Genomic DNA, 13,471 nt, shown 5'->3' with positions numbered 1-13,471 from the left:
TTGTCGCGGGAGGTGCGTAATGGTTGCCATCCCACCTAAAGGCGAGCTGCGTTTCTGGGATGATGCACCAGCGAAGAGTCCTGCTGGCGCTGACGTTGATAAAACCTTACGTGTGCTGGAGGCGCATCGAGACGCTGAAAGGTTTGCGCTTGAGCGGGAGAAGTTAAAACGTGGCTTATCCTTGGACGACTCCATCGGCGCATCGCGTGAGCTGCTTGGGCGTGCCTTGAACACTGTTCAGATGCGAGCGATTGACTGGCTTTGGACCGGCTGGATTCCGAAGGGATACATCACAATCTGGGCGGGCGAGACAGGCGCAGGTAAATCAACGGTTCTTACTGACGTAACCGCAAAGGTGACCACTGGCGCACCCTGGCCTGGTGAGCAGGTGCAGAACCAGCCAGGGCGTGTGCTCTGGCTGGGCAGCGAAGACGGCATCGAGGAGCTGACGGTTCCGCGCCTCGTGGCATGTGGAGCCAATCTTGCTTTCGTCACCGAGATTCAGGGTGTCATACAGCAGGGCAAGCGCAACACATTCTCGATGCAAGATGATCTGTCTGCCGTTCGAGGCTGGCTCGCAGGTGCGCAGGAGTGCGGCGCGCCGTTCGCAATGCTGGTCATTGACCCGGTCACTAGCTACCTGCCAGGGCGGAAGTTGCGCAAGGTCGATTTGAACGACGCCGGGCAACTGCGTGCCGTGCTGGAGCCGTGGCTTGTACTGGCGCAGGAATACAACCTCGCCATCGTATGTGTCACTCACTTCATGAAAGACACGACACGAGCGATGCTTCATAGAGTTCTTGGCTCCGCAGCATTCGCGCAGACCTGCCGCAGCTTATGCGCAGTAGTGGCCCGACCGGATGAAGGCATGTATGCCAAGACGCTGATTCAGGTGAAGGTCAATCTGCCTGAGCATCCAGGGGGAGCTTGGAAGTTCAGTACCGTGAGGGTGCAAGTGGGCACTGACCAGCGTAACCAAAAGCCCATTCACGCCACGCGTCCAGAATGGGAAGAGCTCGACGCTGATTTAACCCCTGAAAGCCTTGTCGGCGGCACTCGTGGACCAGTCAGCAAATTCCCCGCGGCATTCGGTCTTTGGCTTCGTGCCCACTTTATGACCACACCCGATAATGAGGGCCAGCGGGTCGCTGACGTAAAAGCGGCAGCTCTTGAGGCAGGTGTCGTGACTCAACGCTGGTGGGACGAGCACAGCGGCACTTACTTAGACAAGCAGAATCTCGGAGGAACTTGGTATTGCAGGCCGAAGAATACCCCTTAACGAAACTCCGTAAAGTGGGGGAAGTGGGGAGAGTGGGGGGAACTGGTGGAAACTACCACCGCGTGCCCACTTCCCACCACTACCCACTCTGCGGGGTTTCGTTACGCATGCATGCGCGTAACGCCTATACGCCTAGTGATCCCGTTAAATTTTCGCCATGCATAGAATTCGCAGGCAACGTTGTTCGGGTTCCATTTGTGGTCAACAGCAGCAGCCTTGGCGTCCTTAACCGATGCGTCGGGGTTGGCATCGAGCCACGTCCATACAGCGGCGCACAGTCCGCCTTCCTTTGGACGCTTCACGCCATTGCGCTGCTCCGGTTGCACCTTCGGCGCGGGTTCTTTCTTCGGCTTTGGTGCTTCGGTTGGTGTGGTCATCATCGGCACTGGGTCGCGCTTCTCCTTCCAGCCGAACCGCACCTCGTCGCCATTTTTGTGGACAGTGATTTCGATCAGTGCACTTGCCACACCAGCAGCGACACCAGCACGGCGGGCATTATTCCGACTCGAATATGTATAGGCTTCCATTATTTGCTCCCAACAAATTGTTGACGTGGCCAACTTAGGATAATGCTCCGAGTGCTGGCAACGAGCTCCTTGATTAGGTTGGAAAATATAATTCTATCAAGGTTAGAGTTTTGATGAGGGTTTGCATGAGATTTAGAACAGCAAATATATTATTACCTGTTCATGTTTTGTAGTTTGCTGTTTTATTTGCATGTTTTTTGTGTATTGCCTTAGGTTAAAAGCGCCAAGTAACCAAAGTCAGGTATTTACAATGAACACTCTAGTAACCATTTCACTGCATCCTCAAAATATATTGGCCATCAAAGGATATAACGAAGAAACCGCACCCTACGTAGCTGTGGCGGTTACTGCATTCGATGAAGCATATCAGGGGCTCTGCGCGATCCATGAAGCGCGGATCGCCGCAAGCCAAAATCCCACACTGAACAGTGCCGCACAACTAGTTGCGGTGGCTGAGTTTGCAGACAAACGCATGACACGCATCCTGAGAGCTATCGATTCCGCATCTACATCCCTCCAGCGAGGCATTACCGGAATTGAGGAAATGTTAAATGCGCCCCTGCAACAAAAGGCGAACAGCGCTTTCACGGCCGAGATTCGCGCACATGTGAAAAGTCTGTCGGTCAGTGAGCGACGCCAGTTTCTGAGTGAAGCGCAGCATACTGGAGACCTGCAGACTCTCGAGGCGGTGCTGGGCGCCCCTGGTTATCTAAGCGGCATTTCAAACGAAGAGAAGTCTATCCGTACTCGGATTTATCACAGCAACCGGGCACCGGAGCAAGTTCGTCGCTTGGAGGTTATGAAATTGGCTTTCGACCTGCTAGGGCAACGCGGCGGATTGGTTCACTCCGGGGTCGAGAAGGCAATCGGTGCAAGCTGGGCCGAGGTCAATCGGATCAGGAAAGCTAAGGCCCAAGCAGAGGAGGCATTCAGATGAGTACTGTGCATCCAACCTGCAAAGAACAGGTTGTAGACCAACCTACCGCCGACACCAACAGCTTGCTGGGCCAAGTTGGCACCCAAGAAAGCCCTGGTACAGGAAAAAAACTTTGGCAGCCTGGAATGTCAGGGAATCCCAAGGGCAGGCCGCGCGGAAGTCAAAACAAACGCACATTACTTGGTGAGAATTTCGAGAAGCAGGGCGCAGAAGTAATGGGTGTGGTCATCGAGGCAGCCAAGGCTGGTGACATGACGGCGGCAGGGCTGGTGCTTGCTCGCCTAGCTCCACCTTTGCGCGCGCAGTCCCCGACTGTTCAATTCGACCTTGACCGATCCCTTACCCTTACTGAGCAGGCAGGGCAGGTGATCGCTGCCGTGGCTGTTGGGCAGTTGTCCCCTGACGCCGGAAAGATGCTGCTCGACTCGCTTGCTGCCTACGCAAACATGAAAAGCGTTGATGAGCTGGCAGATAAGCTTGAACAGATTGAACGCCGTCTCGGCATGCGGAGCCGCCAATGAACACTCTCTACGATTACTGGCTCGACGAGCGCACCCAGTACACCATCGAAGGCGCCAGGCGGGGGCTCTGTCCCTCCGCTATCGAGATCCACAGCTTCAGTACCATCTCCGCACCAGAGATGATGCGCACCGTCGTTTTACAGGAAGGCGAAACCGGCGCCAGCATCTGGCAGCGAGCAATCGAGGTCATGCTGGAGCTTAAGCGCATGCTCCCACTCAACGTCTCAGTTCTACCTCACGGTATCTTCCATTTCCGCTATGGCGGGCCGCTGAACGTGGTAGATGTTGAGCCGAACAATGGCTACCGCAATCGCCGGCTTTGGGCATCCTGGGCTGCGCGTAACAGGGCAAGCGCCTCAGCGAGACACGCTGGGCGAGTTGCGCTCAGAGAAATGGTTGACGGTGCAGCCGGGCCATCGCTTGAGCGGGTACTGGCTCACCTGGAGCTGGCTTCTCTGAGCGGCTTGCTGAGTCGCGACGAATCGCGCTCCTTTCTGGAATGGGCAGAAAAGCAGCGTCTCGCCACTCTACTAGATGATGTGGCTGGCCAGGATGCTATCGGCTCTTCGCTGGCACGCCATGCCCTCGTGCTGCTTGAAGCGAAGGAGTCGCCTGTGGCCACGCTTCAATGAGAGCGCATGTTCCCGCTCAGATTCTGGCCAGGGTAAAGGTCGCGGAAGAGAAAGCTTCTCGCACTGGAAGGCTCACCCGCTGGCAATATACGCTCCGATGCTGGCCTCCCCGACTGAGCCTTGATGAATGGGAGATCTTTGCAGCAGCTCAACAAGACGCCCTTGCCGCAGGAGACGATGCGAACCCATCCAGTTGGTTCCTCAGCATCGAAACGGATCCTGAGACCGGCGTCGTAACTATCAATGCTGGCGATAAGCCCTAGTAACGGCAGGTGAGAACAGGCTCCCCACATTTTATTTTGTGGTTTCAGCCATACTTACTGCCTCTAGAGAGGGTTGCGCAATGCAGCTACAGAAGGTGCTTTCCATCGGACTAGCGGTTATGGCTCTAGCTGGCTCTGGTATAGCTGTTGTCCAAGCCGATGAGGTGCTAGTCGAGCCAGGGTGGACGACTGCGATTATGCCTGGGGGAGACGGTGGCACTGAAAGGCTGGAGCGTCGTGCTATGACTAGGGTGCTGAGTGAAGGGGGCGGCATGCTTAAACTGAGGCCAGAGCTTAGCCGCACTCGGCTCGAGTTTGATTGCCGTTCTCATGTGTATTCGCGGACGAGCGGGAGATTAGGATTTAGGAGCCACTGCCTGATTGATCGTTTTTAAGGAAATCCAAATTTTTAATGCTCTCCTGCAACTTGGTTCTTTGTCTGGCGGCACACTTAACTGCCTAGATAGTCTTCTTGGTAACATTGCTCAACGCATTAACCACAATATCCTCACGCTCGATGTAATCGAGGTGCTTATTTCATGGCCCGATATGCGGCGATGGGGACAGGGATCATCACAGGGCTGGTCCTAAGGTACCGGCGACGATATTAAGGCAGGCTTTGTGCCATCGCGGGGTGTCTTTCGCCCAACCCTTCGGGTTACGATCTCATCTTTCAATGGATGGGACCTATTGCCTGATGCCGCCACTAACGCCAGAAGAACAACTCGAATATGCTGCCTGCAATCCTGAGCCGGTCCGAATTGAGCATTTTAACCCGCGCGCTGTCATTCCTCACGGAGTGACTATTGAGCATCTCTGCGCAGCAATGAACGATTTTGTATCGTTTATGCAGATGGTGAATGTCCGCCTTCATGAAAACGACACTTCCCGATTCGAGACGATGCTGATGCCTGCAAACTTCAGCAGTATCGTGGGCGAGTTCGTGACCGCGAATCTTCCGAAGCATAGCCCCGGCATCGTCAAGAACCGTTACCATAACGGTCACCCGGACATGATCCCTACCGGGCGCTTTCCGAATGACTCTGTGCAGTACGCCCATGAGGGTATTGAGGTGAAGTCTTCCCGCTACTTCAAGTCATGGCAGGGGCATAACCCGGAGAGCATTTGGCTGATGGTCTTCATGTTCGATGGCAATCGCGCAGTTGATGAAGCGAACGGTGTTCATCCCAAACCATTCCGCTTCCTCCGTGCAGTGGGAGCTCAGTTGGAAAAAAGCGATTGGAAGGAAGCGGGGCGGCGAGAGGGTAGCCGAAGAACGATCACGGCGAGCGTGACCGACTCCGGTTACCAGAAGTTGATGGCGAATTGGATTTACAACGCGCCAGGTTTCCCGATGTAATCAGATAAGGTGGAGCTGTGACTCAAGCTCCGCCTCTTTCGCTGCGAAGGAGCGGATATCCGCTTGGGCAAGTCGTGGGATGGCTTCACTAGCCATGTCGAAATAGTCCTGATACCGTTCGACACCGATACATTGCAGTCCCAGCGCTTCTGCGGCGGCCACTGTAGAGCCAGAACCCAAGAACGGGTCAGCAATCACGCCATTGCCCAGCGGGAGCGCAGCACGGACAAGTTGACGCATCAACGACTGAGGCTTGATGCTTGGGTGGTTCGCAATCTCTCGCTCCCGCTTGGGTGTTCGTTCGCTTACGACCACATCGCAGAACGGGTTACCATCAGCAAGCCGGCGAAGCCCGCCAGTTTGATAAGTGCGAAGGCACTCGGCAACGGTCATCTTTGCAGGAATCGGTTTGCGGAAGACGCCCCACGGCTCATAGCAACCGCGAGGCATCGAACATACATCCGGGAACTCTTCTTCTGCATTCTTTGGACGGTCGCCTCCACGCATTGTGCGCACAAGGCGGATCATTTCCCCTCGAAACTCCAAGCCACTACGAATCAGCGCACTAAAGACGAGTTGGGACAAAAATGAATTGCTGGCAAGGATGACGTGGCCGCCGGGGCGAAGGGCGTGCAATACCTGCGTGCCCCATTCAAAGAAGAACCGATCGACTGATTCCCGCTCTTTCTTATCCAATGCGGTGAAACGTGGGAGCGGTGAGCGCACATGGCCATCGAATGACGGAGGAAGGCGCCAGATGCCGCCGTTGCCGCTGTCCTTCTTCTCCAATTGGTCGAAGTCATACTCCTTCACGCCATAGGGTGGGTCGGTCACGATGGCATGCAGGGAGTCTTCTGGCAGCCGACCTAGCCATTCAAGGCAGTCGGCGTGAACGATCTGGGTATGGCGGTATGCGTGGCTCTGGTAGTCAAATGCAAATGTTTTTAGATCGGAAATTTTAGGCTCCGATACATCATTTTCTCTCATTATTAAGCCTTTTCTGACCAATTGTGACGCTCACTCTTGGCCACATAGCATAGGGCGTAACTGACTGTGCGTACACCATCGGCGAGCTGCAAGGAGCGCTTACGGTCTGCTTACCGTATTTGTTTCGGCCGCCAAGAAAAAAGCCCCGTTTCCGGGGCTTTTTGTTATTGCGTGACAAGCACCGCGCACCAATTGGGCGCTGCGGAAAACAGTGTAAGTGCTTGTTTTATATGGCGGAAGCGTAGAGATTCGAACTCTAGGACCTGTTACAGTCGGCGGTTTTCAAGACCGCTGCCTTAAACCACTCGGCCACGCTTCCAAATTCTCCTACGGAGGTTTTCAAGACCGTTGCCTTAAACCACTCGGCCACACCTCCGTTTGCGTTGCGGGCGCCATAATACCTGAATGAAACACACTGTCAAACTCTGTGCATGGCTTGTTACAGAGCGTCTGTTATGATCTTTGCGACTGAACGTTTCAAACCAACAGGAGTGTCGCCATGCGCGAACAGGATTACGCAGTTAATAACAGCGTGCAGGCTGAGCAGCTAGAGGTTAGCCGCGTCCTGCGCAACACATACGGCTTGCTCGCTCTCACCCTCGCATTCAGCGGCGTGATGGCGTTCGTCGCCCAGCAGATGCGCGTCGGCTACCCGAATATCTTCGTGGTGCTGATCGGTTTCTACGGCCTTTTCTTCCTAACCAACAAACTCCGTGATTCCGCGTGGGGCCTGGTGTCGGCGTTTGCCTTGACCGGTTTTATGGGTTTCCTGCTCGGCCCGATCCTCAACCGTTACCTGGGCATGCAGGGCGGCGCGGAAGTAGTGAGCTCGGCGTTCGCGATGACGGCGCTGGTGTTCGGCGGTCTGTCGGCTTACGTGCTGATCACCCGTAAGGACATGAGCTTCCTCGGTGGCTTCATCACCGCAGGTTTCTTCGTGCTGCTGGGTGCGACGCTGGCGAGCTTCTTCTTCCAGGTCAGCGGTCTGCAACTGGCGATCAGCGCAGGTTTTGTGCTGTTCTCCTCGGTCTGCATTCTGTTCCAGACCAGCGCCATCATTCACGGCGGTGAGCGCAACTACATCATGGCGACCATCAGCCTGTATGTGTCGATCTACAACCTGTTCATCAGCTTGTTGCAGATCTTCGGCATCATGAGCCGCGATGATTAATCGTCGTCCATGAGTAAAAAACCCGCTTCGGCGGGTTTTTTCTTGCCTGCGATTTGGCTGAAGGCTCATGCCATGGGCGGCAATCGGCGTTTGACCGGGGTTTTCTTGACGATGGCGGTGTTGGTTTCAGCGTGGGTGTTCAGGCGGTCGAGGAGGGTATCCAGCTGTTCCATCGAGCGCACGTGCAGGCGGGCGATGAAGCAATCGTCGCCGGTGACCTTGTCGCACTCGGTGAATTCGGGAATCGCCTGGATTTGCCGCTCCACCTCTTGCAACTGGCCCGGCAACGGGCGGATACGCACGATTGCCTGGAGTTGATAGCCGAAACACTTGGGATCAATCTCGACGGTGTAGCCCTTGAGCACGCCGCGTTCTTCGAGGCGGCGCAAACGCTCGGCGACACTCGGTGAGGACAGGCCGCTGAGGTTTGCCAGCGCCTTGAGCGAACGCCGTGAGTCTTCCATCAGCGCCGCAATCAGCACCTGGTCGATATCGTCAGTCATGGCGCAACCCCTGTAAGGCAATTAATCGAAACCGCCTTGATAAAAAAGGCAGATGTCGAGTTTAGCCTGCTTTTTGCGCTGGAGAAGCCCCCGGTTGGATGGGCATACTTTGGGCTCAATCACAGGAGTCTGATGATGGACAAAACACTTCGTCGCGGGTCATTCGAGATGACCGCCGCCATGCTGATTTCCGGGACCATCGGCTGGTTCGTGCTGGTGTCCGGGCAACCGGTGCTGGACGTGGTGTTCTGGCGTTGCGTGTTCGGCGCCGGCACCTTGTTGCTGATTTGCGCGGCTTTCGGCTTCCTGCGCCCCGGCATTCTGACCCGCACCACGTTCCTGCTGGCCGTGCTCAGCGGCGTGGCGATTGTCGGCAACTGGGTGCTGTTGTTTGCCTCTTACTCCCGCGCTTCGATTGCCATTGGCACCGCGGTGTATAACGTTCAGCCGTTTATGCTGGTCGGCTTGGCCGCGCTGTTCCTCAACGAAAAAATCACCCTGCAGAAACTGTTCTGGTTGGGTGTTTCGTTTCTGGGGATGCTGGCGATTGTCAGCGCACACGGGCAACAGGGCGAGGGCGGCAACGATTACCTGATGGGCATTGTGCTGGCGCTCGGGGCCGCTTTCCTTTATGCGATTGCGGCGTTGATCATCAAACGCCTGACCGGCACGCCACCGCACCTGATCGCGCTGATTCAGGTCAGCACCGGCGTGTTGTTGCTCGCGCCATTCGCGCACTTCTCGGCGTTGCCGCAAGCACCGAGCGCCTGGGCCAGCCTGGTGACTCTCGGCATTGTTCACACCGGCGTGATGTACGTGTTGCTGTACGGCGCGATCCAGAAATTGCCGACGGCACTCACCGGTGCGTTGTCGTTTATTTACCCGATTGCGGCGATTTTCGTCGACTGGTTTGCCTTCGGCCATCGTCTGGAAGTGCTGCAATGGATCGGGGTCGCTGCGATTCTGCTGGCCGCCGCCGGCATGCAACAAGGCTGGAGCCTGAAGTTTCGGCGGACAGTTACACAATAATCAGATGTTCCAGCGCGGCGCGGTCTTGGCCAGGCGCTGGCGCATTTCGCCAATGTTGCTGGCCAGCTGCCGGATCAATAGCCGGTAGCCGTCCAGCGGGTTATAGACCGGTGCGTCCAGGTTTGAATCCGCCGGCAGTTCGACGGGTCGATTCAGCCGTTGGGACGCGCCGGATTTCAGCGCCCGCGCCATCCCCACCCATTGCACGCGAATCAACCGATGCTCCGCTTTCAACGCCGATTGCAGATGTGCCATGGCGTCGGGGTCATTGGTGTCCGGTCGGGTGTTGCCGAGGATTTCCAGGGTGCTGACACACATGCGCAAATGGCGCTGGATCGCATCGAGTTCGGTCATGGATATCTTCACTTCCTTGGACACCGACGGCATCAGCGAGCGCTGTTGCACCATCACCGTGTTCAGGCGATTCATCAACTTCACGTGCTCGTCATCAGTGACGGGTTGGCCATTGATGATGCGCCCGTAAATCGTCGCGCAATCGCGCAGCGCATCGGCCAGGTTGTAGCGCCAGGAGTAAACCGCGTATAGCGGCAGCGCAAAGGAAAACGCCAGGGCCAGGGCAATGCCGATCAGGATATCCACCCCGCGCCACAGCCCGTCGGTCACCGGATTATCGCCATGCCCGGCGACGATAAACACGGTGATCGCCGACAGCAGCGCCGTGTAACCGCCCTTGCCGATGGCGTGGTATGAGAAGAATCCACAGACCACCGACATCGCAAAATAAGTCAGCCACGGCATCCCGAGCCAGGCTTGTTGCGCCACCAGCAACAGGCCGACACCAGCGCCGATCAAGGTGCCGATGGCGCGCTCGGCGGCTTTTTTGCCGATGTTGCCGTGGTGCTGCAAACCGCCGATCACCACCAGCATCGTCACCGACGCCCACTCCCCGTGGGGCAGGTGGATGCCGGTGGTCAGCAGGATTGTCGCCAGCAACCCCAGCGATACACGCACGGCGTGAATCAATCTGGCGTGGCGATAGCGCCGGTACGGGTCCAATAACGGACGCAGTGCCCGGCGCAGCAGTGGTGGCAATCTTTGGGCTCTGAAGGTGCTCAGACTCGTGGTCCTCAGAAGATGTAGTCGGTGGTCAGGAAGCTCGAACTGCGGCCGCTGATGATCTCGCTGATGAGGTCCTTGTTGGTCTCCTGGAACTTGGTCGCGACCAGCGTGCGAATAGAGAACACCCGCAGCGCATCATGCACCGACAACGTGCCTTCGGCCGAGTTCTTGCGACCATTGAACGGATAGGTGTCCGGACCGCGCTGGCACTGGGCGTTGAGGTTGATCCGCCCGACCTGGTTGGCGAAGGTGTCGACCAGACGGCCAACCGCCACCGGGTTGGTGCCGAAGATACTCAGTTGCTGGCCGAAGTCCGACTCCAGGACGTAATCGATCACTGTGTCCAGATGCCGGTAAGGCACGATTGGCACCACCGGGCCGAACTGTTCTTCCTGATAGACACGCATCTGCGGCGTCACCGGGAACAACACTGCCGGATAGAAGAAGGACGCGCGGGCTTCACCGCCATTCGGGTTGACCACACGGGCACCTTTGCTCACGGCATCCGCAACCAGCCCGTGCAGATAATCGACCTTGCCCGACTCCGGCAGCGGTGTCAGGGCTACGCCGCTTTCCCACGGCATGCCGGGTTTGAGGCTGGCGAGTTTGGCGTTGAATTTGTCGATGAACGCCTCAACCACGTCTTCGTGGACGAAGAGGATTTTCAGCGCGGTGCAACGCTGGCCATTGAACGACAGCGAACCGGTGACCGCTTCGTTCACGGCGTTGTCCAGGTCCACCTCAGGCAAAACGATGCCGGGGTTTTTCGCGTCCAGGCCCAGCGCTGCGCGCAAACGGTGCGGTTTCGGATGGAGTTTTTTCAGGTCGCTGGCGGCCTTGTTGGTGCCGATGAACGCGAAGATATCGATCTTGCCGCTGGCCATCAGCGCGCTGACCGTCTCGCGGCCGCTGCCGTAAATGACGTTGATCACACCGGTCGGGAAGCTGTCGCGGAACGCTTCCAGCAGCGGACGAATCAGCAGCACGCCGAGCTTGGCCGGTTTGAACACCACGGTGTTGCCCATGATCAAAGCCGGAATCAGCGTGGTGAAGGTTTCGTTCAGCGGGTAGTTGTAAGGTCCCATGCACAACGCCACGCCCAGCGGTACGCGGCGGATCTGCCCCAGCGTGTCCTGTTCCAGCTCGAAACGACTGGAGCGGCGGTCGAGTTCCTTGAGGGCGTTGATGGTGTCGACGATGTAGTCGCAGGTGCGGTCGAACTCTTTTTCCGAGTCCTTGAGGTTTTTGCCGATCTCCCACATCAGCAACTTGACCACGGCTTCGCGTTGTTCGCGCATACGCCCGAGAAACGATTCGACGTGCTGGATGCGTTCGGCCACGCGCATGGTCGGCCACAAACCCTGGCCCCGGTCATAGGCGCGGACGGCGGCGTCGAGCGCGGTCAGCGCGGTGTCGGCATCGAGCAGCGGCGTGCTGCCGAGGATCACTTGTTCGTCGCCATTTTCGCCGGTCAGGTACACCGGGCTGCGGACTTGGGCGAGGGGGCCGGCCCAGGTTTTCAGTTCGCCATCGACCAGGTATTCACGTTGCTCGGTCTGGCCGTCGAGGCGGTACTTTTCCGGAATGTCGCTGGCGTCGGGAAACAGGTTGCCGAGGATGTGTGCTGTGGTCATGTCGCTACTCCATGTGATGTAAGCCATGCGCTGGCGGCTTGCAGTTCAGAATTCACTTCAAAGGTTATACGCCTTATTGCCTCGACTTTTTAAGTGCCGGGGTCAAGATCCGGCGATCTTTTGACCTGAGAACACACAACGGCCGACGCTGCGGGTAAACTTCATGCTCTTTATAAAGGAGTTCATATGAGTTACTACCAGCCGGGCATCCTCGCCACCCCCGTTCCACCTCAAGCCCGTCATATGTTCTTCGCGCTGGAATCCGTCGATGCTCTGCCGGCCGCGCTCGACAAATTGATGCTGCTGGTGGACGGGAAGTCGGCGGTGGCCGGTTTCGGTGAATCCCTGGTCAAGGCGCTGCACGTGCAGATCGACGGGCTGCGGCCGTTTCCGGCACTGACCGGCGTCGGCGTCGACAACCCGTCGACCCAGCACGCGCTGTGGTGCTGGTTGCATGGTGTCGACCGTGGCGAGTTGCTCAATCGCGCCACCGCCATCGAGGCCGCGCTGGCACCGGCCCTGCGCCTGGTGCAGATGAACGAAACGTTCCGCCACCTCACCGGCCACGACCTGACCGGTTACGAAGACGGCACCGAAAACCCGCACGACGAAGCCGCCGTGGCTGCCGCGCTGGTCGGTGAGGGCGCTGACGGTGTGGTCGGTGGCAGCTTCGCCGCGATCCAGCAGTGGCAGCACGACCTGAAGGGCTTCCACGCGATGCCGTCCGAAGAAAAGGACAACATCATGGGCCGTCGCTTGAGCGACAACGAAGAAATCGATGACGCGCCGATCTCTGCCCACGTCAAACGCACCGCCCAGGAAAGCTTCGCCCCTGAGGCGTTTGTGGTCCGCCGCTCGATGCCGTGGATCGAAGGGGATCGCGCCGGTCTGATGTTCCTCGCGTTCGGATTCTCCCTCGACGCCTTCGAAGCCCAATTGCGGCGCATGAGCGGTCTGGAAGATGGCATCACCGACGGCTTGTACCGCATCAGTCGCCCGATCACCGGCGGCTACTACTGGTGCCCACCGCTGAAGGACGGTCGACTGGATTTGCGCGCACTGCGCGTCGGTTGATCTGTAGGCGCACGGCTTACCGGTGATGGCGATTTCATGGACGCCATCGCTGGCAAGCCGGCTCCTACAAGTGCGTGGGCGTGCCGGGAATGTTCGGTTGACGCCAATCCTGTAGGAGCACGGCTTGCCGGCGAAGGCGATTTCATGGACGCCATCGCCAGCAAGCCGGCTCCTACAAGTGCGTATGCGTGCCGGGAATGTTCGGCTGACGCCAATCCTGTAGGAGCACGGCTTGCCGGCGAAGGCGATTTCATGGACGCCATCGCCAGCAAGCCGGCTCCTACAAGTGCGCGGGTGTACCGGGAATTTTTGGTTGATGCCAATCCTGTAGGAGCCAGGCTTGCCGGCGAAGGCGATTTCATGGACGCCATCGCCGGCAAGCGTGCCGGGAGTGTTTGGTTGACGCCAATCCTGTAGGAGCCGGCTTGCCGGCGATCCATGCGGCGCGGTGCATCAGGTAACGCGGCATCCCGC

Annotated in this window: 14 protein-coding genes and 1 tRNA gene; 9 read left to right on the top strand and 6 right to left on the bottom strand. The window is 57.6% G+C overall.

All coding sequences use genetic code 11. The annotated features are described in order from the left end of the window. The first annotated feature begins 19 nt into the window (after positions 1-19). The gene (locus IB245_RS18955; protein WP_192228327.1) at positions 20-1,279 is read left to right on the top strand and encodes an AAA family ATPase; all 1,260 of its coding nucleotides are present in this window, start codon (positions 20-22) and stop codon (positions 1,277-1,279) included. Between the two features lie 101 nt (positions 1,280-1,380). On the opposite strand, the gene IB245_RS18950 is transcribed toward IB245_RS18955, so the two are convergent. Beyond that, positions 1,381-1,806: a hypothetical protein gene (locus IB245_RS18950; RefSeq protein ID WP_192228326.1), complete on the bottom strand. Its 426-nt coding sequence runs from the start codon at positions 1,804-1,806 to the stop codon at positions 1,381-1,383. 250 nt (positions 1,807-2,056) lie between these two features. On the opposite strand from IB245_RS18950, the gene IB245_RS18945 reads away from it, so the two are divergent. From IB245_RS18945 to IB245_RS18930, 4 genes are all read left to right on the top strand, one after another. Continuing rightward, entirely contained in the window at positions 2,057-2,743 is a 687-nt protein-coding gene (locus tag IB245_RS18945; RefSeq protein ID WP_192228325.1) for a hypothetical protein, read from the top strand. Next, entirely contained in the window at positions 2,740-3,264 is a 525-nt protein-coding gene (locus IB245_RS18940) for a DUF5681 domain-containing protein (protein ID WP_225609923.1), read from the top strand. The genes IB245_RS18945 and IB245_RS18940 overlap by 4 nt, the downstream gene beginning before the upstream one ends. Continuing rightward, positions 3,261-3,896 (top strand): hypothetical protein, encoded by a 636-nt coding sequence (locus IB245_RS18935; protein ID WP_192228324.1) that lies wholly within the window; start codon positions 3,261-3,263, stop codon positions 3,894-3,896. Before IB245_RS18940 ends, IB245_RS18935 begins: the two co-directional genes overlap by 4 nt. 939 nt (positions 3,897-4,835) lie before the next feature. Continuing rightward, positions 4,836-5,519, top strand: a complete 684-nt coding sequence (locus tag IB245_RS18930) for a hypothetical protein (RefSeq protein ID WP_225609922.1) — start codon at positions 4,836-4,838, stop codon at positions 5,517-5,519. On the opposite strand, the gene IB245_RS18925 is transcribed toward IB245_RS18930, so the two are convergent. Next, on the bottom strand, positions 5,520-6,506 hold the full coding sequence (locus IB245_RS18925; protein WP_192228323.1) for a DNA-methyltransferase: 987 nt from the start codon (positions 6,504-6,506) through the stop codon (positions 5,520-5,522). Between the two features lie 231 nt (positions 6,507-6,737). Then, positions 6,738-6,825: transfer RNA gene (locus tag IB245_RS18920), tRNA-Ser, on the bottom strand. Positions 6,826-7,005: 180 nt separating this feature from the next. On the opposite strand from IB245_RS18920, the gene IB245_RS18915 reads away from it, so the two are divergent. Continuing rightward, on the top strand, positions 7,006-7,677 hold the full coding sequence (locus IB245_RS18915) for a Bax inhibitor-1/YccA family protein (RefSeq protein WP_007915443.1): 672 nt from the start codon (positions 7,006-7,008) through the stop codon (positions 7,675-7,677). A 65-nt stretch (positions 7,678-7,742) separates the two neighbouring features. Here the strand turns inward: IB245_RS18915 and IB245_RS18910 are convergent, their stop codons facing one another. After that, entirely contained in the window at positions 7,743-8,180 is a 438-nt protein-coding gene (locus tag IB245_RS18910; protein ID WP_192228322.1) for an Lrp/AsnC family transcriptional regulator, read from the bottom strand. Between the two features lie 135 nt (positions 8,181-8,315). On the opposite strand from IB245_RS18910, the gene IB245_RS18905 reads away from it, so the two are divergent. Continuing rightward, on the top strand, positions 8,316-9,209 hold the full coding sequence (locus IB245_RS18905) for a DMT family transporter (protein ID WP_192228321.1): 894 nt from the start codon (positions 8,316-8,318) through the stop codon (positions 9,207-9,209). Here IB245_RS18905 and IB245_RS18900 read toward each other — a convergent pair whose 3' ends face one another. Both IB245_RS18900 and IB245_RS18895 read right to left on the bottom strand, forming a co-directional pair. Further along, positions 9,210-10,253, bottom strand: coding sequence for an FUSC family protein (locus IB245_RS18900; RefSeq protein WP_192228414.1), 1,044 nt, complete (start codon positions 10,251-10,253; stop codon positions 9,210-9,212). Between the two features lie 44 nt (positions 10,254-10,297). Next, positions 10,298-11,923 carry an NADP-dependent glyceraldehyde-3-phosphate dehydrogenase gene (locus tag IB245_RS18895; RefSeq protein ID WP_192228320.1) on the bottom strand — a complete coding sequence of 542 codons (1,626 nt, stop codon included), beginning with the start codon at positions 11,921-11,923 and terminating at the stop codon, positions 10,298-10,300. A gap of 186 nt (positions 11,924-12,109) precedes the next feature. On the opposite strand from IB245_RS18895, the gene IB245_RS18890 reads away from it, so the two are divergent. Both IB245_RS18890 and IB245_RS18885 read left to right on the top strand, forming a co-directional pair. Beyond that, a complete protein-coding gene (locus IB245_RS18890; protein ID WP_192228319.1) occupies positions 12,110-12,997 on the top strand; it encodes a Dyp-type peroxidase in 888 nt (295 codons plus the stop codon). Between the two features lie 36 nt (positions 12,998-13,033). Beyond that, positions 13,034-13,414, top strand: a complete 381-nt coding sequence (locus IB245_RS18885; RefSeq protein ID WP_192228318.1) for a hypothetical protein — start codon at positions 13,034-13,036, stop codon at positions 13,412-13,414. The last annotated feature ends 57 nt before the right edge of the window (positions 13,415-13,471 follow it).

It is taken from the genome of Pseudomonas sp. PDM02 (assembly GCF_014852285.1).
Taxonomy (GTDB): domain Bacteria; phylum Pseudomonadota; class Gammaproteobacteria; order Pseudomonadales; family Pseudomonadaceae; genus Aquipseudomonas; species Aquipseudomonas migulae.
Note: the sequence above shows the minus strand (reverse complement) of the source record. Positions and strands in the feature narration are given on the sequence as shown.

Excerpts from the sequence above, each read along its gene's own strand:
- IB245_RS18955 (WP_192228327.1), top strand. The coding sequence starts at position 20 with ATGGTTGCCATCCCACCTAAAGGCGAGCTGCGTTTCTGGGATGATGCA.
- IB245_RS18950 (WP_192228326.1), bottom strand. The coding sequence starts at position 1,806 with ATGGAAGCCTATACATATTCGAGTCGGAATAATGCCCGCCGTGCTGGT.
- IB245_RS18945 (WP_192228325.1), top strand. The coding sequence starts at position 2,057 with ATGAACACTCTAGTAACCATTTCACTGCATCCTCAAAATATATTGGCC.
- IB245_RS18940 (WP_225609923.1), top strand. The coding sequence starts at position 2,740 with ATGAGTACTGTGCATCCAACCTGCAAAGAACAGGTTGTAGACCAACCT.
- IB245_RS18935 (WP_192228324.1), top strand. The coding sequence starts at position 3,261 with ATGAACACTCTCTACGATTACTGGCTCGACGAGCGCACCCAGTACACC.
- IB245_RS18930 (WP_225609922.1), top strand. The coding sequence starts at position 4,836 with ATGGATGGGACCTATTGCCTGATGCCGCCACTAACGCCAGAAGAACAA.
- IB245_RS18925 (WP_192228323.1), bottom strand. The coding sequence starts at position 6,506 with ATGAGAGAAAATGATGTATCGGAGCCTAAAATTTCCGATCTAAAAACA.
- IB245_RS18915 (WP_007915443.1), top strand. The coding sequence starts at position 7,006 with ATGCGCGAACAGGATTACGCAGTTAATAACAGCGTGCAGGCTGAGCAG.
- IB245_RS18910 (WP_192228322.1), bottom strand. The coding sequence starts at position 8,180 with ATGACTGACGATATCGACCAGGTGCTGATTGCGGCGCTGATGGAAGAC.
- IB245_RS18905 (WP_192228321.1), top strand. The coding sequence starts at position 8,316 with ATGGACAAAACACTTCGTCGCGGGTCATTCGAGATGACCGCCGCCATG.
- IB245_RS18895 (WP_192228320.1), bottom strand. The coding sequence starts at position 11,923 with ATGACCACAGCACACATCCTCGGCAACCTGTTTCCCGACGCCAGCGAC.
- IB245_RS18890 (WP_192228319.1), top strand. The coding sequence starts at position 12,110 with ATGAGTTACTACCAGCCGGGCATCCTCGCCACCCCCGTTCCACCTCAA.
- IB245_RS18885 (WP_192228318.1), top strand. The coding sequence starts at position 13,034 with ATGGACGCCATCGCTGGCAAGCCGGCTCCTACAAGTGCGTGGGCGTGC.